The organism is Alistipes sp. AM16-43 (assembly GCF_003435745.1).
GTDB lineage: Bacteria > Bacteroidota > Bacteroidia > Bacteroidales > Rikenellaceae > Alistipes > Alistipes onderdonkii.
In genome coordinates, this window is record NZ_QTUQ01000002.1 from 289,464 (window position 1) to 312,480 (window position 23,017).

20 protein-coding genes and 1 pseudogene are annotated in these 23,017 nt (G+C 59.9%); 11 read left to right on the plus strand and 10 right to left on the minus strand.

Translation table 11 applies throughout. From position 1 onward, the window contains the following. Nucleotides 1-103: 103 nt before the first annotated feature. The 3 genes and pseudogenes from DW189_RS04420 (at nt 104) to DW189_RS04430 (ending at nt 1,075) form a co-directional block, all read left to right on the plus strand. A complete protein-coding gene (locus tag DW189_RS04420) occupies nt 104-463 on the plus strand; it encodes a hypothetical protein (RefSeq protein ID WP_117507006.1) in 360 nt (119 codons plus the stop codon). Between the two features lie 158 nt (nt 464-621). Continuing rightward, nucleotides 622-771: pseudogene (locus DW189_RS14385) on the plus strand (helix-turn-helix domain-containing protein); the annotation flags it as partial. 1 nt (nt 772) lies between these two features. Continuing rightward, nucleotides 773-1,075 carry a helix-turn-helix domain-containing protein gene (locus DW189_RS04430; protein WP_117507007.1) on the plus strand — a complete coding sequence of 101 codons (303 nt, stop codon included), beginning with the start codon at nt 773-775 and terminating at the stop codon, nt 1,073-1,075. 42 nt (nt 1,076-1,117) lie between these two features. On the opposite strand, the gene DW189_RS04435 is transcribed toward DW189_RS04430, so the two are convergent. From DW189_RS04435 to DW189_RS04445, 3 genes are all read right to left on the minus strand, one after another. Next, nucleotides 1,118-2,380, minus strand: coding sequence for a site-specific integrase (locus tag DW189_RS04435; protein ID WP_117507008.1), 1,263 nt, complete (start codon nt 2,378-2,380; stop codon nt 1,118-1,120). A gap of 304 nt (nt 2,381-2,684) precedes the next feature. Beyond that, nucleotides 2,685-4,769 carry a M3 family metallopeptidase gene (locus DW189_RS04440; protein WP_117507009.1) on the minus strand — a complete coding sequence of 695 codons (2,085 nt, stop codon included), beginning with the start codon at nt 4,767-4,769 and terminating at the stop codon, nt 2,685-2,687. Between the two features lie 91 nt (nt 4,770-4,860). Beyond that, complete coding sequence (locus DW189_RS04445; RefSeq protein ID WP_117507010.1) at nt 4,861-7,032, minus strand: M3 family metallopeptidase; 2,172 nt, start codon at nt 7,030-7,032, stop codon at nt 4,861-4,863. Between the two features lie 96 nt (nt 7,033-7,128). Between DW189_RS04445 and DW189_RS04450 the strand changes: the two genes are divergently transcribed. From DW189_RS04450 to DW189_RS04465, 4 genes are all read left to right on the plus strand, one after another. Continuing rightward, nucleotides 7,129-7,848, plus strand: coding sequence for a 16S rRNA (uracil(1498)-N(3))-methyltransferase (locus DW189_RS04450; RefSeq protein ID WP_117507011.1), 720 nt, complete (start codon nt 7,129-7,131; stop codon nt 7,846-7,848). Between the two features lie 90 nt (nt 7,849-7,938). Beyond that, the gene (locus tag DW189_RS04455; protein WP_022332919.1) at nt 7,939-8,481 is read left to right on the plus strand and encodes a chromate transporter; all 543 of its coding nucleotides are present in this window, start codon (nt 7,939-7,941) and stop codon (nt 8,479-8,481) included. Further along, nucleotides 8,478-9,050, plus strand: coding sequence for a chromate transporter (locus DW189_RS04460; RefSeq protein ID WP_022332918.1), 573 nt, complete (start codon nt 8,478-8,480; stop codon nt 9,048-9,050). The genes DW189_RS04455 and DW189_RS04460 overlap by 4 nt, the downstream gene beginning before the upstream one ends. A gap of 30 nt (nt 9,051-9,080) precedes the next feature. Next, on the plus strand, nt 9,081-9,800 hold the full coding sequence (locus DW189_RS04465; protein ID WP_022332917.1) for a hypothetical protein: 720 nt from the start codon (nt 9,081-9,083) through the stop codon (nt 9,798-9,800). On the opposite strand, the gene DW189_RS04470 is transcribed toward DW189_RS04465, so the two are convergent. From DW189_RS04470 to DW189_RS04485, 4 genes are read right to left on the minus strand one after another with little or no spacing between them, the layout of a single operon-like run. Further along, the gene (locus tag DW189_RS04470; protein ID WP_022332916.1) at nt 9,765-10,052 is read right to left on the minus strand and encodes a hypothetical protein; all 288 of its coding nucleotides are present in this window, start codon (nt 10,050-10,052) and stop codon (nt 9,765-9,767) included. The genes DW189_RS04465 and DW189_RS04470 overlap by 36 nt on opposite strands. Before the next feature lie 12 nt (nt 10,053-10,064). Beyond that, on the minus strand, nt 10,065-11,075 hold the full coding sequence (locus DW189_RS04475; protein ID WP_117507012.1) for a class I SAM-dependent methyltransferase: 1,011 nt from the start codon (nt 11,073-11,075) through the stop codon (nt 10,065-10,067). Between the two features lie 8 nt (nt 11,076-11,083). After that, a complete protein-coding gene (locus DW189_RS04480) occupies nt 11,084-14,137 on the minus strand; it encodes a glycoside hydrolase family 2 TIM barrel-domain containing protein (protein WP_162508170.1) in 3,054 nt (1,017 codons plus the stop codon). A gap of 21 nt (nt 14,138-14,158) precedes the next feature. After that, a complete protein-coding gene (locus DW189_RS04485; RefSeq protein WP_117507014.1) occupies nt 14,159-15,973 on the minus strand; it encodes a peptidase U32 family protein in 1,815 nt (604 codons plus the stop codon). A gap of 204 nt (nt 15,974-16,177) precedes the next feature. Between DW189_RS04485 and serS the strand changes: the two genes are divergently transcribed. From serS to DW189_RS04505, 4 genes are all read left to right on the plus strand, one after another. Continuing rightward, nucleotides 16,178-17,449, plus strand: a complete 1,272-nt coding sequence (gene serS / locus DW189_RS04490; RefSeq protein WP_117507015.1) for a serine--tRNA ligase — start codon at nt 16,178-16,180, stop codon at nt 17,447-17,449. A 52-nt stretch (nt 17,450-17,501) separates the two neighbouring features. Next, nucleotides 17,502-17,669 carry a DUF362 domain-containing protein gene (locus DW189_RS04495; protein WP_018694847.1) on the plus strand — a complete coding sequence of 56 codons (168 nt, stop codon included), beginning with the start codon at nt 17,502-17,504 and terminating at the stop codon, nt 17,667-17,669. Nucleotides 17,670-17,736: 67 nt separating this feature from the next. Further along, nucleotides 17,737-18,615: a class A beta-lactamase gene (gene bla / locus DW189_RS04500; protein WP_162508142.1), complete on the plus strand. Its 879-nt coding sequence runs from the start codon at nt 17,737-17,739 to the stop codon at nt 18,613-18,615. 193 nt (nt 18,616-18,808) lie between these two features. Continuing rightward, nucleotides 18,809-19,390 carry a sugar O-acetyltransferase gene (locus DW189_RS04505; RefSeq protein WP_117507017.1) on the plus strand — a complete coding sequence of 194 codons (582 nt, stop codon included), beginning with the start codon at nt 18,809-18,811 and terminating at the stop codon, nt 19,388-19,390. A 387-nt stretch (nt 19,391-19,777) separates the two neighbouring features. Here the strand turns inward: DW189_RS04505 and DW189_RS04510 are convergent, their stop codons facing one another. The 3 genes from DW189_RS04510 to DW189_RS04520 form a co-directional block, all read right to left on the minus strand. Further along, a complete protein-coding gene (locus tag DW189_RS04510) occupies nt 19,778-20,995 on the minus strand; it encodes an exo-beta-N-acetylmuramidase NamZ domain-containing protein (protein WP_117507018.1) in 1,218 nt (405 codons plus the stop codon). Nucleotides 20,996-21,240: 245 nt separating this feature from the next. Continuing rightward, nucleotides 21,241-22,353, minus strand: a complete 1,113-nt coding sequence (gene prfB, locus DW189_RS04515; RefSeq protein ID WP_022332908.1) for a peptide chain release factor 2 — start codon at nt 22,351-22,353, stop codon at nt 21,241-21,243. A 19-nt stretch (nt 22,354-22,372) separates the two neighbouring features. Further along, entirely contained in the window at nt 22,373-23,017 is a 645-nt protein-coding gene (locus tag DW189_RS04520) for an AAA family ATPase (RefSeq protein ID WP_022332907.1), read from the minus strand.

Consider the following 23,017-nt stretch of genomic DNA (forward strand, 5'->3'; position numbering starts at 1 on the left):
GATACGAAGTATTTACCTGACGCTCGACTGAACGCTGCATGCCGTACGTTTCGCTGTCGGAACGAACGGCGAAGAGGGTTTCAGGCATCACATCTCCGAAGAGTTGAAAAAGACGATACCCGGACGGGCGCTCGAAAACCTGTTCTATCTGCAATACGATCTGCCTCCGGAAGCATCCTTCCATGCGACGACGGAAGAAGCGAAGCGGCCCGATGAACTATACATGCGGAAATTATTGCCGGAATTGACTCGTCTGAAGTTACAGCCCCGTCATGTCGTGGCGAATGACGAGGTGTATTATGCGGCGATGAAAGGCGTAATGCTCTTTACACCGGAAGCCGAAAAGCTGATGCTGACGGAGGATTACTTTTCGGCACGACGGCAAATCCGGCTGTGTGCACCGGATTTGAAACGACGGAATGAAACACGACGGTATCCGATGCCGGTGCTTAAATTATACTAAATACTAATTCATAAAACATTCGACTTATGGAAGTAACCATGATGGAAAACGACGCCTATTTGGAACTGAGAAGGCGTCTGTGCGGCCTGTCGGTTGCCGTAACGGAATTGTATCGTAAGGTAGCTCCGCCCACACGGGAGAAATGACTCAGCACGCCGGAAGTATGCGAGGCACTGCATATCTCGCAGCGGGCTTTGCAGAATTATCGCGATCGGGGAATCATCCCGTATTCCACGATAGGTTCCAAATTCTATTACCGGGAGACCGACATCGAACGCGTCATCCGCGAAGCTCTGATCCGCAGATAGTATGTCGGACATTATTACGAAGCGATCCGAAGAGTTCAAGGAACTGACGGATTGGATGGTGCAAACCACGCGCGAGATCGAAACGGCCATAAAACATCTGCGACCGACGATCGGTCAGGAGCATTATCTGACCGGAGATGAGATTTGCAGACGCTTCCATGTGTGCAAACGGACGTTGCAGACCTTGCGGGATACGAAAGCGATTCCCTATACGACGCTCGGCGGGAAAATCCTCTATCCCGAATCCGGTATCTTCGAGGTGCTGAAGAAAAACTACCGCGACTTCCGGCCCTGGAATAAGTAAACGAACGGCGACCAGACTGATCTGGTCGCCGTTCGTTTAGGGTTAAGCCTCTTTGGAAAGCAGCCGGGTCGTAGGCTGTGTGAGTTCATACAGATTGCCGATGCGCTGCGTAAGAAGACGTACGTCTTCCTTCATCTTGTTGGCGGTTAATTTGGCGTAGATCTGAGTCGTCGTAATCTGCTTATGTCCGAGCATCTCCGAAACGGTCTCGATGGGTACGCCTTTCTCCAGCGTGACCGTCGTTCCGAACGTATGCCGACCGATGTGCGTCGATAGGTTTTTGGTAATGCCGCATTTTTGGGCAATACGTTTTATCGTTGTACACATACTTTTCCGATCTTTCACGGGAAAGACCCGCGTTTCGTCGATTTTACCCGGATATCCTCTATATCGTTCGATAAGCTCTTGCGCAATGGGCAGCAACATGATGTGATAAGGCGTACCGGTCTTCTGACGGCGATTATAGATATATTGTTCTCCCGTCGGAGTTGTTACGATATGATCGTAAGTCAGATTCTTCAGATCTATATAAGCCAGTCCGGTGAAACAACAGAAAATAAACATATCCCGCACGGCCCGCTGCCGATGATAACGCAATTCTATATTCATAAGCCGTTGTATTTCTTCGTCGGACAGGAACATGCGGGGCTTATAATCCGGAGCACATTTGAACGCCAGAAAGGGATGACGGTCTATACAGCCTTGCTCAACGGCTACATATAAAACACATTTCAACGTCTGGGTGCGTTTGAAAGCCGTTGTCTTGCCGCAATGTCCGTCTGAGAGCATCCATGCGTAATATCTTTCGATGAACGTAACATCCAACTCCTTCAAAGTCACATCTTCCAGTTTTTTCAGAACCAGATACCGCACCAGGCAACGGCGTTCTTCCATCAGCCTATCGTAAGTACGTTGCGCTCTGTCACGTCCGATTCTCGCTTTTATAGAATCGGCATGGTAGTCGAAAGCTGCGATAAGCGTTTTATATCGGTCGCCGAAACCATGGTAAGCATTCTTGACCTTATTGGCCGTGACATACGCATCACGGTCGCAGATCGACTGATAATGTTTGGTGATTTGAGCCTTGATGTTTTCAAGCATCTGGTGAATTTCGCGCGAAAGCGTATTTCGTTGCGATTTCAGATAATTGGTTTTCTCATCCCATAGCGCCGGGTCGATATTCAACTTGCAACTGAAACCGGCTTGCGTGCCATTGACCGTGATGCGGCCCATGACCGGAACTTTCCCGTCTTTCGAGATTTTATCCTTTTTCAGATAAAACAGAACTTTGAACGTACTTTTCATAACTCAACAATTTTTAATGTGACAAAGGTATCGGTTGTTGAGTTCTCAAGAATTACGTATATTTGCGCAAGAAATTGTAATTCAGTCGCATATATGCTATTGTAAAGCAATTCGACGGGGTTACGATTTGGTAACGAAACTCCCGTCGAATTCTACTTTTTCAGGCTCTTCTGCCTGAAATTCGTGCAAAAGACAGATTTTATATATCTTGATTATCTGCGTTTTACACTTTTTACCTCCCCGTTCTTAAAAAACACTCATCCCTTTCGGGAGGTTCCCTTTTTTATCGGGTATGGGAATGCGGTTATTTGCCGAGCCCCATTTTCTCGATCAGCGCCCTGGTTTCGGGTTTGTGGCCGCGGAAGCGCACGTAGAGTTCCATCGGATGCTCGGTACCGCCCTTCGAAAGGATATTCTCACGGAACGAGCCGGAGACCTCGCGGTTGAAGATGCCCTTTTCCTTGAAGAGCGAGAAGGCGTCCGCCTCCAGCACTTCGGCCCACTTGTAGCCGTAATACCCCGCGGCATAGCCGCCCGAGAAGATATGTCCGAATGCCGGGGCCATCGCCGTTCCGGGAACTACGGGCAGCACCTGCGTCGGGGCCATCGATGCGACCTCGAACTGCTCGACGTCGCCCTCGAAAGGCTCGGTGATCGTATGCCATGCCATATCGGTCAGGCCGAACGAAAGCTGGCGCACGTTGGAATAGGCCGCCAAATAGTTCTGTGCGGCGACGATGCGGTCGACGACCTCGGCCGGGATCGGCTCGCCCGTCTGGTAATGCACGGCCCACAGGTCGAGGAACTCCTTCTCGGTAGCCCAGTTCTCCATGATCTGCGAAGGCAGCTCCACGAAGTCACGGTAAACGCTCGTTCCGGTCTGCGACTCGTACTTGCCCTCGCCCAGCATGCCGTGGAGCGAGTGGCCGAACTCATGGAGGAAAGTTTCCACTTCGTCGAAAGTCAGCAGCGAAGGGGTCGTTTCGGTGGGCTTGGTGAAGTTCATCACCAGCGACACCAGCGGACGGGTCTCCTTGCCGTCAACGATCTTCGCACCGCGGAACTCGGTCATCCATGCCCCAGAACGCTTCGATTCGCGGGGAAAGAAATCGAGGTAGAGTACCGCCATGAAACGGCCGTCCTGGTCGGTCACGTCGTAGGCCGTCACGTCGGGATGGTACACCTCGATCTTGTCGTTGGGCGTGAAGTTCAGCCCGTAGAGCTTGTTGGCGAGCATGAAGACGCCCTTGCGGACGTTTTCGAGTTTGAAATAAGGTTTCACCAGCTCGTCGTTGAGCGCATATTTCTCGTGCTTGTACTTCTCGTTGTAATAGCCCCAGTCCCACGGCATGAGCTGGCCTTTGAACCCGAGCGAAGCGGCATAGTCGCCGACGGTCTCATAGTCCCGGTCGGCATAGGCCTTGGTCTGGGAGAGCAGCTCGTCGAGGAAGGCCATGACCGTCGGGGTATTCTCGGCCATGCGGCGTTCGAGCACGTAGTCGGCATAGCATTTATAGCCCAGCAGGTTGGCGATCTTCAGGCGCAGGTTGGCGATCTGTTTCACGACCTTCGTATTATCGTTCTCGCCGCCCAATGCACGCGAATTATAGGCACGCCAGAGTTTCTCCTTGAGCGCACGGTTCGACGAATAGGTCAGGAAAGGCACATAGCTCGGCGCCTGCAACGTCACCGTCCAGCCCTTTTCACCGCGCGCCTTGGCATCGGCTGCCATGCCCTCCTTCACGAAGTCCGGCAGCTCGGCCACGACCTTCGGATCGGTGATGTTGATCGAGAAGGCATTGGTCGCAGCCAGGGCGTTCTGGCCGAATTGGAGCGTTGCGGCCGACAGCTCGGAAGAATACTTGCGGTAGAGCTCCTTGTCCGCGTCGGACAGGGCGGCACCGTTGCGTGCGAAGCTCTGGTAGGTATCCTCGAGCAGTTTCTTGTCCTCTTTCGAGAGGCCGCGGCCGGGTTTCCCGTAGACGGCCTTCACGCGGGCGAAGAGTTCGGGGTTGAGCGAGATGTCGTTCGACAGTTCGGTCAGCTTAGGCTGCACGCGCAGTGCGATCTGCTGCATTTCGTCCGACGTATCCGCTTCGAGCAGGTTGAAGAAGATACCCGAGATACGATCCAGCAGCGCACCGTGGCGCTCCAGAGCCACGATGGTATTGCCGAAGGTCGGCTTCGAGGGGTTGGCGACGATCGCGTCGATCTCGGCACGCGAGCAGGCGATGGCCGCGTCGAACGCAGGCTCGTAGTCCGAGAGTTCGATCTCGGAGAACGGCGGGGTCTGGTGGGGCGTATTCCACGCCGCCAGGAGGGGATTCGACATATCAAGTTCGGGCAGCTGCGCTTTGGGGATCGAATTGTCGGCGCAGCCTGCCGCCATAGCGGAAAATGCCATAATTACCAGTGCTTTTTTCATTTTATATCAGTTATGCGGTTTCTTCTCGATGAGTTATCTGATTATACTATATGGGTTATCTGACTATCGGTATCGTATTGAGGAGCGCAACCTCCAGTGAATCCAAGGACGGCGGTTCGGGGGTCCACAGGCCGCGGCTGCGCAACATCGCCCGCTTGTCGGGATCGGCACCGCGGAATGCCCGGTAGAGCGACATGCCGTCCTCCGAACCGCCGCGCGAAAGCAGCTTGGCGCGGAAATCTGCGGCGATCTTCTTGTTGAACAGGTCGCCGCTCTCGCGGAAGGCCTCGAACGTATCCTTGTCGAGCACCTCGGCCCAGGTATAGAAATAGTAACCTGCCGAATAGCCGCCGTCGAAGATATGGCTGAAATAGGGGTAACGGTAGCGGGGCTCGATCTGCGGGATCAGGCCTCGCTTCTCGTTGAGCGCCTGCCGCTCGAATGCCATCGGGTCGAACGGTTCGTATTCGGTGACCGAGTGGATATCCATGTCGGAAAGCGACGCGGCGATCAGTTCCGTGGTGGCGAAACCCTGGTTGAAGAGTTCGCTCTTGCGGAGTTTGTCCACGAGGTATTTCGGGATCACTTCGCCCGTGCGGTAATGCACGGCATAGTGCTTCAGCATCTCGGGTTCGAATGCCCAGTTCTCCATGACCTGCGAAGGCAGCTCGACGAAATCGCCCTCGACCTCCGAGAGGCCGCGGTATTTCACGTCGTGAAACAGGAAGTGGAGCGCATGGCCGAATTCGTGGAAGAGCGTTTCCGTCTCGTCGAGCGTCAGCAGTGCGGGCGTATTGCGCACCGGGCGCGTGAAGTTGCAGACGACACTCACCACGGGCGCCACGCGCTTGCCGTCCTTATAGGTCTGCTCGACATAGTTGCCGCACCAGGCGCCCTGGCTCTTGCCGTCGCGGGGGAAATAGTCGAAATAGAGCACGCCCAGGTGCGAGCCGTCGGCATCGAGCACCTCGTAGGCGACCGCATCGGGATGGTAGAGCGGCACGACGATCGGCTGGAAGGTGATGCCGTAGAGGCGGTTGGCCAGGTAGAAGATGCCGCCCTGCACGTTCTCGAGCGAGAAGTAGGGACGCAGCATCTCCTCGTCGAGGGCATAGTTCTGCTTGCGCAGCTTCTCGGCGTAATACCACCAGTCCCACGATTCGAAGGTGGCACCGGGGATGTCCTTCTGCAAAAGCGTGTCCATCTCGGCCAGCTCGCCCTTGGCGCGTTCGAGCGCCGGCGTCCAGATCTGGTCGAGCAGGCCGTAAACGGCATCGGTCGTACCGGCCATCTCGTCCGCCACGACATAGGCGGCGTAAGAGGGATAGCCCAGCAGGTGTGCCTTCTCCGTGCGCAGGCGGATGAAATCGTTGATGAGCTGCTTGTTATCGTATTCGTCGCCGTTGTTGCAGCGGTTCAGATAAGCCTTGTATATTTTCTCGCGCAGGTCGCGCCTGGTAGAATAGGTCAGCAGCGGAATCAGACTGGGCTTGTGGAGCGTGAAGACCCACTTGTCGCCCTTGCCCATCTGCTGGGCCTTCTCGCGGGCGGCATCGCGGATGCCTGCCGGCAGCCCGTCGAGTTCGTCCGACTTGAGTTCGAGCACGAAATTGTTGTTTTCTGCGAGGATGTTATTCCCGAATTTCACGGCCGTGAGCGACAACTGCCCGTTGATCTCTTTCAGGCGGGCCTTCTGCTCGGCGCCGAGCAACGCCCCGGCGCGCACGAAGGAGTCGTAGGTCTTCTGCAACAGACGCATCTGCTCGGCGTCGAGCCCCAGCGCCGCACGCCTGTCGTAAACCTCCTTCACACGGACGAAGAGCTTGTCGTCGAGGCGGATCTTGTCCCTGTGCGCGGCCAGCAGGGGCATCGCCTGTTCCTGCAGGGCCTGCATGCGGTCGTTGGTTTCGGCGGCACACAGCATGCCGAACACCAGTTCGGTCTGCGCGAGCATCTGCCCGGCATTGTCATAGGCAAGGATCGTATTTTCGAACGTGGCCTCGTCCTTGTTCGAGGTGATGGCGTCGATTTCGGCCTCGTGCAACGACATGCCGCGTTCGAAGGCGGGCATGAAATGCTCGGGCAGGATCTTGTCGAACGGAGGTACGCCGTGCGGCGTATCCCATTGGGTGAAAAACGGGTTTTCCCCGGCCGTTTTCCGGGAATCGCATGACGCAAGTGTCATAAGCAGTAAAAGTGTTGTGAATAATCCTGCAATACGTTTCATCTATCGTGTTATTTTGTGTAACTTTGCAATCGCCGACGGCGGAGGCATCTTCGATGCGTCCGCACAGCGATGCAAAGTTAATAATTTATAACAGGTATGCAACTTTTTTACGCCCCCGACATCACGCCGCCCCTCTATACGCTGAGCGAAGAGGAGTCGAAACATTGTGTCCGCGTGCTGCGCCTGGGGCGCGGCGATACCCTCCATATAACTGACGGAAGGGGCAATTTATTTTGTTGCCAAATCACCGACGACAACCCAAAGCGATGTGTGGTTCGCGTCACCACGACGCAGACGCAGTGGGAACCGCTCTCCTACCGGCTGGTGATGGCCGTGGCGCCGACCAAAAACGCCGACCGCTTCGAATGGTTCCTCGAAAAGGCCACCGAGGTAGGGGTCAGCGCCATCGTCCCGCTCGAAACGGAACACAGCGAACGCCGCGTCTTCAAACCCGAACGCGCGGGGAAGGTCATCACGGCGGCGATGAAACAGTCGCTCAAGGCCTACCGCCCGGAGCTGCACCCGCTTACGCCGTTCCGCGAGGCCGCAGCCAGGCCGTTCGAGGGGCGGAAATTCATCGCCCACTGTGCCCCGGCGCTGTCGCCCGCAGGCAAAATCTACCTGCCCGCGACGCTCCGCAAAGGCGAGTCGGCGCTGGTCTTCATCGGCCCCGAAGGCGATTTCTCAGACGCAGAGATCGCTTTCGCGCGTGCCAACGGATTCGAGGAGATCACCCTCGGCACGCAGCGCCTGCGCACCGAAACCGCAGCCGTCGTCGCCACGGTCATGGCGTCGGTGGCCAACGCCGGACAATAAAACGGCCGGGCGGGAAGCACAGCCGCCCCGGAACCCCGCCCCTGCGGCACGACTGCAACACTGCCGGATTAAGTAAAGAACACGGAAAACATGCAACGACTTCGTACCATTTTCGCCTCCTTCTTCAAGATCGGGCTTTTCACCTTCGGCGGAGGATACGCCATGCTGCCGCTCATCGAGCAGGAGCTGATCGCCAAGCGCGGCTGGATCGAGCACAAGGAGTTCCTCGACCTGCTGACCCTCGCACAATCCGTCCCGGGGCCCATCGCCATCAACACCTCGGTGTTCGTAGGCTACAAGATGCGGGGGCTGAAAGGTGCCGTGGCGGCGCTGCTGGGCAGCGTCCTGCCGTCGTTCGTCATCATCCTCGCGATCGCGCTCCTGTTTGCCGACATACGCCACAACCCCGTCGTGGACGCCGCATTCAAGGGCATGCGCCCGGCCGTGGTGGCGCTGATCGTCGTGCCGGTGATCTCGCTGGCACGGGGGATGCACTGGGCCATGTTCGCGGTGATCGCCGCATCGGCGCTGGCCGTATGGTACCTGGGCTGGTCGCCGATCTATATCCTGATCGCAGCGGCGGCCATCGGTATCGCATGGACATTATTCATCGCTAAAAAAGCAGGCAAATGATCTTCTGGCAACTGTTCGTAAGCTACCTGAAAATAGGGTTCTTCGGCTTCGGAGGCGGCTACGCCATGCTCTCGCTCATCCAGAACGAAGTGGTCGTGCAGCACGCCTGGATGACCAACGCCGAATTCGCCGACATCGTAGCCATCTCGCAGATCACCCCCGGGCCCATCGCCATCAACTCGGCCACCTATGTCGGCTACACGGTCGGCGCACAGGCCGGCAACGCGTGGTGCGGCATCCTGGGTGCGGCGCTGGCGACGTTTGCCGTATGCCTGCCGTCGCTCACGCTGATGCTGCTCATCACGCGCTTCTTCCTCCGCCTGAAGCAAAACCCCGTCGTCGAAGGAGCCATGAAGGGCATGCGCCCCGTGGTCATCGGCATGATCGCCTCGGCGGCACTGCTGCTGATGTTCCCGCACAGCAAAGCACCCGACGAACAGAACTTCATCGACGGCTGGAGCTGGGCGCTGTTCGGCGGCGTCTTCGTCGCCTCGGTCAAAAAAGTGAACCCCATCCTGCTGATCTGCCTCTCGGCCGCGGCGGGCATCCTGATATACTACATATTCTGAGCATCCCGGAAGGGAAACACCCTCGCAGCCATGAAGAAACCCCTCAAGAAACGAATTAAAAAGTGGAAAATCGGCGACTACGCGCGCCAGTTCTCGATCGTCACGGGCGGCGTACTGCTGACCCTGTGGCTGACCGCCCGGATCACCGAAGCGGCCAAACAGCGGGAGGTACGGCAGGCCATGCAACTCGTCGCATCCGAACTGCACGACAACCTGCAGGTCGTCCGGGATTACAGGTACACATACGGCAAAGACAAATGGGTGGCACGGCGCCTGCTGGAAGCGGATTTTTCGCTCGCAGGGTTCCCGTCCGACACGGTCGAAACCTATTCGCGCTACATCACAGGCGGCATGGGCAAGCCCTACCGCCTGTCGAACGATGCCCTGGAAATGCTCAAGACGACGGGCATCGCCTCGCATATCGCCGACAAGCAGACCCTCATCGACCTGCTGCGCTGCTATAAGGAACTCGCGGCGTTCGACGACTACATGGAGCTGTACTACGACCAGCGCATGCAGGCCATGCTGCCCTCCCAGATGGAGAATCTCCATTGGAATTCACCCTACCACGAAGGATTCGAGAAAACGCTCGCCGACAAAACGGTACGAAACTGGATCGGGCTGATCCCCAGAGCCTTCGACGACTGGTTTTTCGGAGAGTACGAGAAGAAACTCGAAAACATGATTCTCCTGCTGGAGGGGCGTTACGGGAAATCAGAACATGGCGACGACGGCGCCTCCGGCCAGTAACAGGATCAGGAAGGCGCAGAGGAACAACAGGCCGAGGATGGCCACGAACGTGCCGACGCAGCCCCAGCGCTGGCCGCCGTACGGCAACGGGTCGGTCAGCAGGGTGATGATAAGCCCCACGAGCGGCGTGAAGATCAGGCTCACGAGGAATGCCAGCCCGAAGCCGATGCGCCGGCTGCTGCCGATGATGCCCACCAGGACGGACAACAGGCAGTCGCTCAGCAGGCCGAACAATACGATCAGGATACTCATGGTTCCAAGTTTTTAACGTGTAAAACGGTAGTACGTACCGAGCGGCAGTTGCTTGCCCGCACGATCCGTGAAACAAAGTTCGCCGTACTGCTCCGTACGCGGCGCACCGAACGCCTGCCGCACCGCCGTACGGGCCAGCGTGGACGACAATCCCATCGAATAGAGGTTCAGCACGAGGAACGCCCCCCGCGGCTCCAGCAACCGGGCACAGCACTCGAGCATCTCGCAGATGTTGTCCTCGAGAATCCATTTCTCGCCGTTGGCACCCCGCCCGTAGGCCGGGGGATCGAGGACGATGCCGTGGTAACGGTTGCCACGGCGGATTTCGCGCTGCACGAATTTCAGCGCATCCTCGACGATCCACCGGATGCCGTCCAGTCCGCTCAGCTCCATGTTCTCGCGCGCCCAGGTGACCACCTGCTTCACCGAATCTACATGCGTCGTATCCGCCCCTGCGGCACGCGCAGCGAGGCTCGCCCCGCCCGTATAGGCAAAGAGGTTCAGCACGCGCGGCGTGACGCGCCCCCCCGGGCCGGTGGCAGAGTGCCCGTCCCGGCCCGATCCGGCGCCTGACGGCACGGCAACATCGTGTGCCGGCAGGGAACTCCCGGCCGCAGCCGCGCCGGAAATATCCACAGGAAACGTCCCGCCCGAAGCCAGCGCCCGGCAATTATCGTAAATGAAATTCCAGTTGGCGGCCTGTTCGGGGAAAATGCCGACATGCTTGAACGAGGTGAGCCCCAGGCGCATACGAAGCGCCATATCCTTGTATTCGTAGGCCACCGTCCAGCGCGGAGGCATGCCGGGGCGCAGGCGCCACTCGCCTCGTTCATCGCTGCGCACGTCGCGCAGGAAGGCCGCGTCGGCCATGCGGCGCCACTCCCCCTCGGGGAGCGAGCGCCGCCAGATGGCCTGCGGTTCGGGACGGCGGGCAACGTATTGCCCGAAGCGTTCGAGCTTCTCGAAATCCCCCGTGTCGATCAGTTCGTAATCCCCGAACGAGGGTGTCAACTGTCCTTGCATGCTTATGGTTACTTTACCGTCGGCTTCAGCATGAAGCGGAACGTATAATCGCCGTAGGGCACCCGGAACTGCTTTTCGGGCAATGCGCCCCAGCTGTCGATACAGCCCAGGCCCGATTGCAGCAGGTCAAAGTTCACGAACGTGGCATCGCGTGCCACGAGCGTCCCGGAATGCTGCTGCGGCGGAAAATTCGATACGTCGAGGTCTGCCGTGGCGTACGGCAGCGCCGAGGCCGAGAACGGCGCATCGGCAAGGATCGTCAGCCCCGTACCGGCGCTGTCGGCCACCGTCCACCAGCGCAGGCCGCCCTTGGTGCCGGACTCCTGCGGACGCACGTATTCATCGTGGTACTGGTCGGCGACACGCTGCTCGTAAAGCCCCAGGTCGGCCGACGAAAGGCGGTCGGCATAGTTCTCGTGCGCACCGCGGCCGTAATAAATCACACGGTCGTAACGCGCCGGCATCGTGAGCGTCATGCCGAAGCGGAACAGATTGGGCACCTCGGCCGTCTTGTCGGCGGTCATCCGCTCGGTGACCTCCATTTCGCCCGCACCGTTGATGCGGTAGGTCAGCGCCAGCGTAGCTTTCACGGCGGGCAGTTCATAGAGGGCCTCCACGACAGCCACCCCGTCCTCGACCGCAGCGTCGAACTTCGTAAGCCGCAGTTCGGGGTTCTTCCATACGGCCTGACGCTGGTGCAGCCTCGCCCCGAGGTCGTTCTCGGTCGGGGCACGCCAGAACTGCGGGCGCAGTTCGGCGCCCTCGGCCATCAGCTCACGGCCGTCGACCGTGTATGCCGCCAGGAACCCGTCGCGCGAGAAGAACACCTGCCACGTATCCCCTTCGACACGCGCACCGCGTTCCCAGCGGGTCACCTCTACGGGACGCGCCGAGGCCGCAAGGCCAAAACCGGCCTTACAGTCGTACTCGCGTACGACGAACTGCTGTCTGGCCGCCGTATGGCCGATGTCGAGCAGCGGCTGCTTCTCTTTGAGTTTATAGGCCACGTTCACCAGGATTTCCTTCGCCTGCGGGCAGAAATCGGCTGCAGTGAATCCCAGCTCATATGCACGGCGCTGCTGCGGGGCGACATCGAGGTCGCCGATGCGGCCGGCCTTCACCACACGGCCGTCGGCAAGCAGCTGCCACTCCATTTCGTAGGCATCCAGCCCGATGAAGAAATTTTCGTTATAGACCTCGACCCTGCCCCGCGCAAGGTCGACGGGCGTAGTCCAGATGCTCTGGTACTGGCGCTGCACCTCGTAGGCATGGGGGTGCCACGTGCGGTCGGGGGCGATGATACCGTTGCAGTTGAACGAGTTGTCCGTCGCATCGTAGTCGTTGAAATCGCCGCCGTAGAGGAACGACACACGGCCGTCGGGCTCGTAGCGGACAAGCCCCTGGTCGACGAAGTCCCAGATGAAACCGCCCTGGTAGGAGGGGTATTTGCGCACCAGTTCCCAATAATGGTCTAGGCCCCCCATCGAATTTCCCATGGCATGGGCATATTCACACTGGATGAGCGGTTTGGAGGGGTTGTTGCGAGCATATTTCTCGCATTGTTCATAGCCCCAGTACATGGGGCAGATGATGTCAGTGAAGGCCCCGTCCTGATCGTACACGGCACGTTCGTAATGCACCGGACGCGAAGGGTCGTACTCCTTGATCCAACGGTAGCATGCCTCGAAGTTGGGGCCCATGCCCGCCTCGTTGCCCATCGACCAGATGATGACCGAAGGATGGTTCTTGTCGCGCAGCACCATGCGCCGGTTGCGTTCCATGTGTGCCTGCGCATAAGCCGGCGCCTTGGCCAGCGTGTTGTCGCCGTAGCCCATGCCGTGCGACTCGACGTTGGCCTCGTCCACGACATAGATGCCGTAGCGGTCGCACAGCTCGTACCACTGCGGGTCGTTGGGATAGTGGCTCGTGCGTACGGCGTTGATATTCATCTCTTTCATGATGCGGATGTCCTCGATCATCCGTTCGCGGCTCACCACATAGCCGCCGACGGGATCCATCTCGTGGCGGTCGGCGCCCTTGATCAGCACGGGCTGCCCGTTCACGAGCAACTGTGCGTCCCTGATCTCCACGGAACGGAAGCCCACGGGCTGCGTCACGGTCTCGGTCACGCCCCTGCCGTCCGACACGGCGATCTCGAGCGTATAGAGGTTCGGGGTCTCGGCCGACCATTTGGCCGGGTCGGCGACCTCGAAGACATACCCGCCCTTGCCGCCGGCAGGCTGCAATCGATGTTCCGCCACGACACCGCCCGCCGCATCGCGCAGCGTCAGACCGACCGACTTCACGCGGGGCGTGGTTTCCACCTCGACGCGCAGCGTGGCGTCCTTATATTCCGAATCCAGCACGGGCGTGATACGCACGTCTTCGAGGTGCGCCTTGTCGCGGGCAGTCAGCTCCACGCCGCGGGCAATGCCCGCGAAGCGCCAGAAGTCCTGGTCTTCGAGGTAGGTGCCGTCCGACCAGCGGAACATCTGCAGGGCAATGAGGTTTTCGCCCGGCTTCACGAACTTCGTGATGTCGAACTGCGCGGCCAGCTTGCTGTCCTCGCTGTAACCGACGAAACGTCCGTTGACCCAGACATAGACGTTCGACGTGGCGGAACCGATCGAAAGGAAGATGTCCTTGCCGCCCCACGATGCCGGGATGTCGAACGTGCGCCGGTAGGAACCCACATGGTTCTCGGCATCGGGCACATAGGGCGGATCGTTCCTGAAATTACCGCGCCAGGCATAGCCGATATTCACATAGACGGGGTCGCCGTAACCGTTCAGCTCCCACATCCCCGGCACGGGCATGCTGCCCCACGCCGCATCGTCGTAGTCGACGGCCCCGATGCCGGACGGACGCTCCGAAGCGTTGCGTACCCAGTGGAATTTCCATACGCCGTCGAGCGACAGGCGCTCGCCTACGGCGAACGACGAGCGCATCGGCAGGCGGTTGATTTCATTGACGGCAGGATCCTGCCATTCACGCCCGGTCTGGGCGCCGGCAGCCAACACGCCCGAAAGCGCTGCCGCAAGGATCAAAAGAGTTTTTTTCATCATGGAGTTATCGTTTAGGTTTCATAATTTCGTCTTGGTACAGTCCACCAGGCTCATCTCGCACCGGTCGCAGTCGAACTCCAGCCGATAGCGCGACCCGCCGCGTTCGAGCCACAGTTCGCCCCGCAGGCGGGGATGCTCCTTCAGGCACTCGCCGATCTCGCGGCGGATGCAGTAGGCCGAACGCATCACGCGGCGCCCCGCCGTCGAAGCCGCGAGATCCAACCCCCGTTCGATCTGCCCGACCCCGTGGTCGCGGTAAAACGCCTCAGCGAGGCGGTTGGTGACATTTTCCTCCGCCGAAAGGCATTCCGCAGGATATTCCGCCCTGCCTTCGGGCAATATCCGGTGTCCGATGCCGCGCTCCGACCGGGCCTTCGACAATGCATCGAGCCCCTCGCGGCGCAACTCCGCAGCCAGCGACGCCGGGACGAACCAGTCGCCGCCCCGCACTTCGGCCCCGCGCACGGCAAAAACCGTATCGCCGCCCTTCACCGCCTGCGTCCGCAATGCCGCGGTATTGGCCGCGGCATTTTTAGCCCTTTCCAGGGCGACGCTGCGTGCGGCCGAAGCCGTCACCCCCTCACAGTCGGTATAGCTGAACCTGACACCCCCTGCCGTCGCTTCGACCAGCACCGAGGCGGGGATCACGCGGCGCGTACGGCTGCGGGCGAGGAGCTGGTTGAAACGGTGGTCGTAATTGCGATAGACCTCCGTCCCGGGCACAATACCTTCCATGCGGTTGGGCGTCACACAGTCGCCGTCGGCGGCGTTGACATTGGTGCCCGCGAACCCCCGGTCGGTGAGGAAACAGATGCCGTCGCCCGCGGCGAGCAAACCGCCCCGATCGAGACGGAACCTGTTCTTTTCAACCCGCACCACACGGCCCACATACTCGCCCACCGCCTTCGGCGTATCGAACGACGCCACGCCCGGCCGCTTGCCCGCGAAGAAATATTCCGACTCCCCGCGCGTGAAGCTCTTGGCCGTATCGGGCGTGAAATCCGGGATGCTCTCCCCGGCTGAAGCCCGCCGCAGATGCGGCCTTACGGCCAGCGCCGCGTCGACCTCGCGACGGTAGTAGGCCACAATGTTCTTTATATAACCGACATCCTTGAGCCGCCCTTCGATTTTGAACGAAGTGACGCCCGCGTCGAGCAACTCGCCGATATGCGCCGAAAGGTTCAGGTCGCGCACCGACAACAGGTGTTTCCCGGCAATATAGGTACGTCCCCGGCCGTCGGTCAGGTCGTAAGTCAGGCGGCACGGCTGGCTGCACGCCCCGCGGTTGCCGCTGCGGTCGGACACCGACCGCGAGAGGAAACAGCGGCCGCTGTAACCAACACAGATCGCCCCGTGGACGAAACATTCCACCTCGGCCGCGGTCGCAGCGCAGATGTCCCGTATTTCGCCGAGCGAAAGCGCCCGTTCGAGGATCACCCGGGCGAACCCGCACTCGCCCAGGAAACGCGCCTGGGCAGGTGTCATATTGCACATCTGCGTCGAAGCATGCAACTCGACCGGCAGGTTCATGCGCCGCAGCGCCATGTCCTGCACGATCAGCGCATCGACCCCGGCCGCGATCAGTTCGCGGGCCTGCCGCCCGGCGGCCTCCAGCTCGTCGTCGTAGATCAGCGTGTTGAGCGTGGCATGCACCCGCACTCCGTAACGATGGGCATATTCCACCACACGGGCGATCTCGCCGGCGCTGTTGCCCGCCGCATAACGGGCTCCGAACTTCGCCCCGCCGATATACACGGCATCGGCACCGTAGTCCACGGCGGCGACGGCCGACTGAAAATCTTTGGCGGGAGCGAGTAGTTCGACGGATTTCAACGCATTATTTTTTGCAAAATTAACAAAATCCGCGACAAATGCGGACTTGTGACCCCGGAAAAATGTCATCCGGGCTCCCGCACGCGGTGAAACTCCGTTTTTTTATGAAACAGGCAAAAAACGGAGCGACAGGAGTGCAAGTTGGCGTGTTTTTTATAATTTTGCAATTTGTAAACACGAATACACACAAAAACACAGGATACCATGCTTACGATAAAGCAAATTCGCGATGACAAGCAGGCCGCGATCCGCAAGCTCGCCAAGAAGGGAGTGGACGCCGCACCGGTCATCGCCAGGATCGAAACGCTGGACGACCGCCGCAAGGCCATCCAGACCGAACTGGACAATACGCTGGCAGCGCAAAACAAAGCCGCCAAGGAGATCGGGGCGCTGATGGGACAGGGACGCCGCGACGAAGCCGAGGAGCGCAAGCGCTTCGTCGCCGACCTCAAGGAAAAATCCAACCGCCTGCAGGCCGAATCGCACAACGTGCAGGAGGAGTTGCAGGCAGCGATCGTCTCGCTGCCCAATTTCCCGGCCGACATCGTGCCCGAAGGCAAGACCGCCGAGGATAACCTCGTCGTGAAGCTGGTCGAAAGCTATACCCAGCTGCCCGAAAACCCGCTGCCCCACTGGGAACTGGCACGCAAATACGACATCATCGACTTCGACCTGGGCGTGAAACTCACGGGCGCAGGATTCCCTGTCTACAAAGGCAAGGGAGCCCGTCTGCAGCGTGCGCTGATCAACTATTTCCTCGACTGCAACACCCGGGCCGGCTACCTCGAAGTGGAACCGCCGATCATGGTCAACGAAGCCTCGGGCTTCGGCACGGGCCAGCTGCCCGACAAGGAAGGGCAGATGTACCACGCCACGGCCGACAATTTCTACATGATCCCGACGGCCGAAGTGCCTGTGACGAACATCTACCGCGACGTGATCCTCGACGAAAAGGACTTCCCGGTGAAGATGACCGCCTATACCCCCTGCTTCCGCCGCGAAGCCGGTTCGTACGGCAAGGACGTGCGCGGACTGAACCGCCTGCACCAGTTCGACAAGGTCGAAATCGTGCAGCTGAGCCTGCCCGAAGCGTCGTACGAGGCGCTCGACGGCATGGTGGCCCACGTGGAGTCTATCGTCAGGTCGCTGGGGCTGCCCTACCGCATTCTGCGCCTGTGCGGCGGCGACATGTCGTTCACCTCGGCGCTGACCTACGATTTCGAGGTCTACTCCGAGGCGCAGAAACGCTGGCTGGAGGTCTCGTCGGTTTCCAACTTCGAGTCGTTCCAGGCCAACCGCCTGAAGCTCCGTTACCGTGACGCCGACAAGAAAACACAGCTGGCACATACGCTCAACGGCTCGTCGCTGGCGCTGCCGCGTATCGTGGCCGCCCTGCTGGAGAATTTCCAGACCCCCGACGGCATCCGGATTCCTGGGGCGCTGATCAACTATACGGGTTTTGATATTATCAAATAAGTTTCTATATTTGCTGACACAACACAACTTTTAACAATAAATTTCAACAAAAATGGCTTACAAAATCACTGATTCCTGCGTTGCCTGCGGCACCTGCATCGGCGAGTGCCCGACCGAAGCGATCTCGGCCGGCGATATCTATGTCATCGATCCCGATAAGTGCATCGACTGCGGTACCTGCGCCGGCGTTTGCCCGAGCGAGGCTATCATCGAAGGATAAGCAACACGGAAAAATCCGAAAAAAAGCACACCCCGAAAAGGTGTGCTTTTTTATCCTCTGCCAGCTTATGAAAAAACTCCTGCTCCTATGCCTGTCGGTTCTCACAGCGTCTTGCGATACGGCGACACGACAATTCGAATCCCGGCTGGACGAAATCCTATCGGGGCACAAAGCCTTCGTCGGGGTCGCCGTCCGCACGCCCGGCGGGGAAACAATTGCGCGCAACGACACCCTGTTACCGATGATGAGCGTTTTTAAATTTCCCGTGGCACTGGCCGTGCTCGACCGCATGCAGCGCGAAGGCATACCGCTCACGCAGCCGATCAGCATCACGCCCGACCTGCTCCTACCCGGCACATACAGCCCGATGCGCGATTCGCTGCCCGCAGGCGGCAGCACGCTGACGCTCGGGCAGTTACTCCGCTACACGGTGTCGGAGAGCGACAACATCGCCTGCGACATTCTGCTGCGGGAAGCAGGCGGCCCCGAAGCCGTAGAGGCCTACGTCCGTTCGCTGGGGATCGGCGGCATCCGCATCGCCGCCAGCGAGGAGGAGATGCACCGCGGCATCGGGAACCAGCGGGTCAACAAGGCACGTCCTTCGTCCGTCTGTACACTGTTCGACCTGTTCCTGCAGGGCAGGCTGCTCAAAGGGGAGTACAACGCTCTCCTGCAACGGTTGTTGTGCGGAACGACCACGGGCGCAAACAAACTGAAGGCCGGGCTGCCAGCCGGAATCGTGATCGGACACAAGACCGGCTCATCCGACCGCACGGCCGAAGGCATCCGCATTGCGGACAACGATGCCGGCTATGTGCTCCTGCCCGACGGACGCCGCTACTGCATCGCCGTATTCGTCACCGAATCGGAAGAAAACGACGCCGCGAATGCGGCTATCGCCGCCTCGGCATCCAGGGCGGCATACGAATATTTCAGCTCGGAATGAGCGGATTATACAACGCGACATAGCAGGAATCCCCGGCCCGGATTTTCGCTTCCGCCCGCTGTTGCCCACCGCCTGTGGCCGCATTGGCAAGCCTGCCCTCCCCTTCCCGGAGGAGAGTTAGCCACGCGGCACGGCAAACCCGGGAAATGCGTCCGACAGGGCATAGAAATAAACAACTACGAAAAATAAAATTATGGACGACCTTGAAAAGATGAAAACCGGCATGTGGCTCTACGCCCGCAAGCCGCAGATCAGGAAGGCACTGCAACGCTGCGAAGAACTGGTCTTCCGGTTCAACAGCCTGCCCCCGAGCCGCGAGGAGGAACGCAATGCGATCATCCGGCAGTTGTTCGGCCGCACGGGCGGCACATTCTGCATCCACAGCCCGTTCCACTGCGATTTCGGTTCGCAGATTTCAATCGGGGAGGACTTTACGGGGAATTTCAACCTCACGATCCTCGACGAAGCACCCGTGACCATCGGCGACCACGTATTCATCGGCCCCAACGTGGGCATCTACACCGTGACGCACGCCCTGCTGCCCGACCAGCGCAACGCGGGCGTCATGCGCTCACTTCCTATCACCATCGGCGACAACGTCTGGATCGGCGGCAACTGCGTGGTCATGCAGGGGGTAACGATAGGTGACGGTACGGTCATCGGCGCCGGCAGCGTCGTAACGCGCGACATCCCGGCCGGGGTCATCGCCTTCGGCAACCCGTGCCGGGTCATCCGGCCCGTCACTGAGGACGACCGGATCACGGAGGTCGTTTAACGAAAAAGCGTCCCTTTTGGGACGCTTTTATTCGGCCGACCCGACACCCCTGAAAAACTCCTCGCGGGAAATTCCGTAATAATCACAAAGACCGGAAAGCATAGAAACCGAAATATTTTGTCTGCCGGTTTCCGCCCTCGCCACATGGATGTCCGTGTTGCAAGGCAGGCGGCGTGCTCGGGCATGGGAAATTTTTCCGGACAGGCGTTGCAAGACCTACGGGGGAAAGAGTACCCGCACCCTTTCCCCCGTAAAGGGGAGGGCTGGCGGCGATCCGGCGGGGCGGCTGCAACGAAGCAGGCGTCACTATTTCCACGCCAAATCAAGCACCGGCCATCCCGCTTTCATCTGACAACCGCCCCGGATGATTCCGGGGCGGTTGTCAGATTATTCGTAAAGCAGGTAACGCCCGCGCAGCTTCCGGAAGCGCCGCACGTCGTCCGCCCAGCGGGCACGGATTTCGGCCTCCGAAGCTCCGGCAAGGATCATTTCACGGACATACCCCACGCCGATGAGCTTTTCGAACATCGGCGTAAAAAACTTATCGCCCAGTCCCAGGTTGCGGCAGGCTTCGATCACATATTTCAGGGTCAGGCCCTCCGCCCGGGCTTCGCCGAGCGGCATCCGGCTCAAATCGACGCCGTGGCAGCGCCTGCCTTCGAGCGGCGGATGTTTGGCTCCCGCAGTCAGACGGGGCGTAAACGAAAACAGGCAGCCGGTCATGTCGGGATGTCCGTAAACCTCGAACGGTTTATCCGTACCGCGCCCGAGGCTCACGACCGTACCTTCGAAGAGGCACACCGAAGGATAGAGGTAGACGGCCCGTTGCGTCGGCAGGTTGGGCGACGGGGCGACGGGCAACTCGTACGGAGTGTCGTGCGTATAATTGCGGCAACGCACGACTTGCAGGTCGCAGCTTGCGGCCCAGCCTTCGCCGACGGCCATCCGGGCGATTTCGCCCATCGTCAGGCCATGCAGCACGGGGATCGGCAACGCCCCGACGCCCGATTTGTATTTCATGTCCAGCACGGGGCCGTCGACGTGGTGCCCGTTGGGGTTGGGACGGTCGAGCACGATGACGCTGCGGCCGGATTCGGCACAAGCGTCCATCATACGGAGCATCGTGATATAGTAGGTATAGAACCGCAACCCCACGTCCTGCATGTCGACCACCAGTACGTCGAACGACCGCATGGCTTCGTCCGAAGGGCGCTTCGTATTCCCGTCGTAGAGCGAGCGGATCGGGATCCCGGTCGCGGCATCCACCGAACTTGCGACATGCTCGCCCGCGTCGGCCGTACCGCGAAACCCGTGCTCGGGGGAGAAAATGCCGGTCACGTCGAAGCCCCGCCCGTGCAGCAGGTCGACCAGGTGTATCGTCCCGTCGGACGCCGCCCCCGGCAGCCGAACCGCAGTGTCCGCCGCAGCTCCCGGCGCACCGGCGCAGAACCGCGCGACGGCCGTATGGTTGGCCAGCACCGCCACGCGCCGCCCTTCCAGCTGCGGGAAATAAGCCGTCGTGTCGGTCATACCGACCAATACCTGCGCCGTGGCCGCAGCGCAAAGGAAGATAACGGACAACAGGGAGATGACAAATTTCTTCATACGGCAAAGATAACAATTTATAACGCCCGGGCTTCCTGCCCGCCGGATATCGCCCCCCCCCGGCAGGGAATCCTCCGGCAGCCTGCCCTGCCTCCGCCCGGCAGCGGGTGCGGCGGGACACAAGGGCCGGCGGCACGGCAGAAGTGGACTGGGCAATAAGAACCGGGCACCCGATACAATACGGATCGTCCGACGGGAAATACCGGCCGTACGCGAACCGGTTGTCGGAACCGACCGCGGAGGAGCTACGCCTCGGCGCCGTATTCCATCAGGTAGGCCTTGATGAAGGCATCCAGGTCGCCGTCCATCACCGCCTCGACAGCCGAAGTCTGCACGCCCGTGCGATGGTCTTTCACACGCCGGTCGTCGAAGACATAGGAGCGGATCTGCGATCCCCACTCGATCTTCTTCTTCGAAGCCTCGAGCGCCTGCTGCGTGGCCATGCGTTTATCCAGTTCCCGCTGGTAGAGCTTCGAACGGAGGATGCGCATGGCATTCTCGCGGTTCATCAGCTGCGAACGGGTTTCCATATTCTCGATCAGGAACTCCACCGGCTCGCCCGTATCGGCGTCCTTGCCGTGGTAGCGCAGGCGCACGGCTGTCTCGACCTTGTTGACATTCTGCCCCCCGGCGCCGCTCGAACGGAACGTATCCCACTCGATGTCCGACGGGTTGACCGTAACCTCGATCGTATCGTCCACGGCAGGCGACACGAACACCGAGGCGAAAGTCGTCTGGCGTTTGTTATTGGCATTGAAAGGCGAAAGGCGCACCATGCGGTGCACGCCGTTTTCGCTCTTGAGGTACCCGTAGGCATACTCGCCCTCGAACTCCAGCGTACAGGATTTCACGCCCACCTCGTCGCCGGCCTGGTAGTCGAGCACCTTGACCTTGTAACCGTGCGCCTCGCCCCAGCGGGTGTACATGCGCAGGAGCATCGACGCCCAATCGAGCGCCTCGGTGCCCCCGGCCCCGGCGTTGATGTCCATGATCGCCCCAAGCTTGTCCTCTTCGCGGCGCAGCATGTTGCGCATTTCGAGCGTTTCGATGCGCTCGAGCGTCTGTGCGTAATGGTCGTCCAACTCCACCTCGCTCATGACCCCTTCCTTCACGAAATCGGGCATCAGCCCCAGGTCTTCGACATCCTTGGCCACGGCATCGTAGTCGTCGACCCATGCCTTGATGGCGGCGACCTTGCGCAACTGCTCGCGCGCCTTGTCGGGGGTGTCCCAGAAATCGGGTTCCTGGGTCTTTTCCTCCTCGTTGCGCAGGTCGATGCGTTTCTGGTCGATACCCAGGCATCGTTCCAAAGCCTCGCGGCGCTGCTCCAACTCCTTTATCTGATCTGCAAGTATCATAAGTTTACCGTATTGACAATTAAATCGCCCCGGGCTTCACACCCAGTTTGCGCTCCACGAACTCCAGCACGAAATCCACCGTGCCGTCGATCCCCAGCACGGACGAATCGACGCAGAGGTGGTAGGTCGAAGCCATGCCCCACGTACCGCTGCTGTAATAGTTGTAGTACGCCGCGCGCCGCGCATCCTCCCGATCCATCCGGGCCTCGGCCTCCCCGGGCGTAATGCCGCACTGGCGGCAGAGCCGCTCGCAACGGTCGGCACGGTCGGCCGCGACAAAGACATTCACCGCCCGCGGATGGTCGCGCAGGATGTAGTCGGCACAGCGGCCGACGAAAACACATGACTCGCGCGCGGCGATGTCGCGGATCACGTCGCTCTGGATCTTGAACAGGGCGTCGTTGCTGAGCACGTTGCTCCCGGCATATTCGCTTCCCACGAACGGCGAGCGCAGGTAAGCGACGAGCGTCGAAAAGAGGTTGCGCGACTCTTTTTCGTCGACCCGTTCGAACACCTCGGGACACAGGCCGCTCTGCTCGGCAGCCAGGTTGATGAGCTGCTTGTCGTAGACCCCGATCCCGAGCCTGCGTGCCACGGCCTCGCCGACGGCTTTGCCGCCGCTGCCCAGCTGGCGCCCGATGTTGATGACGAATTTATCTTCCAT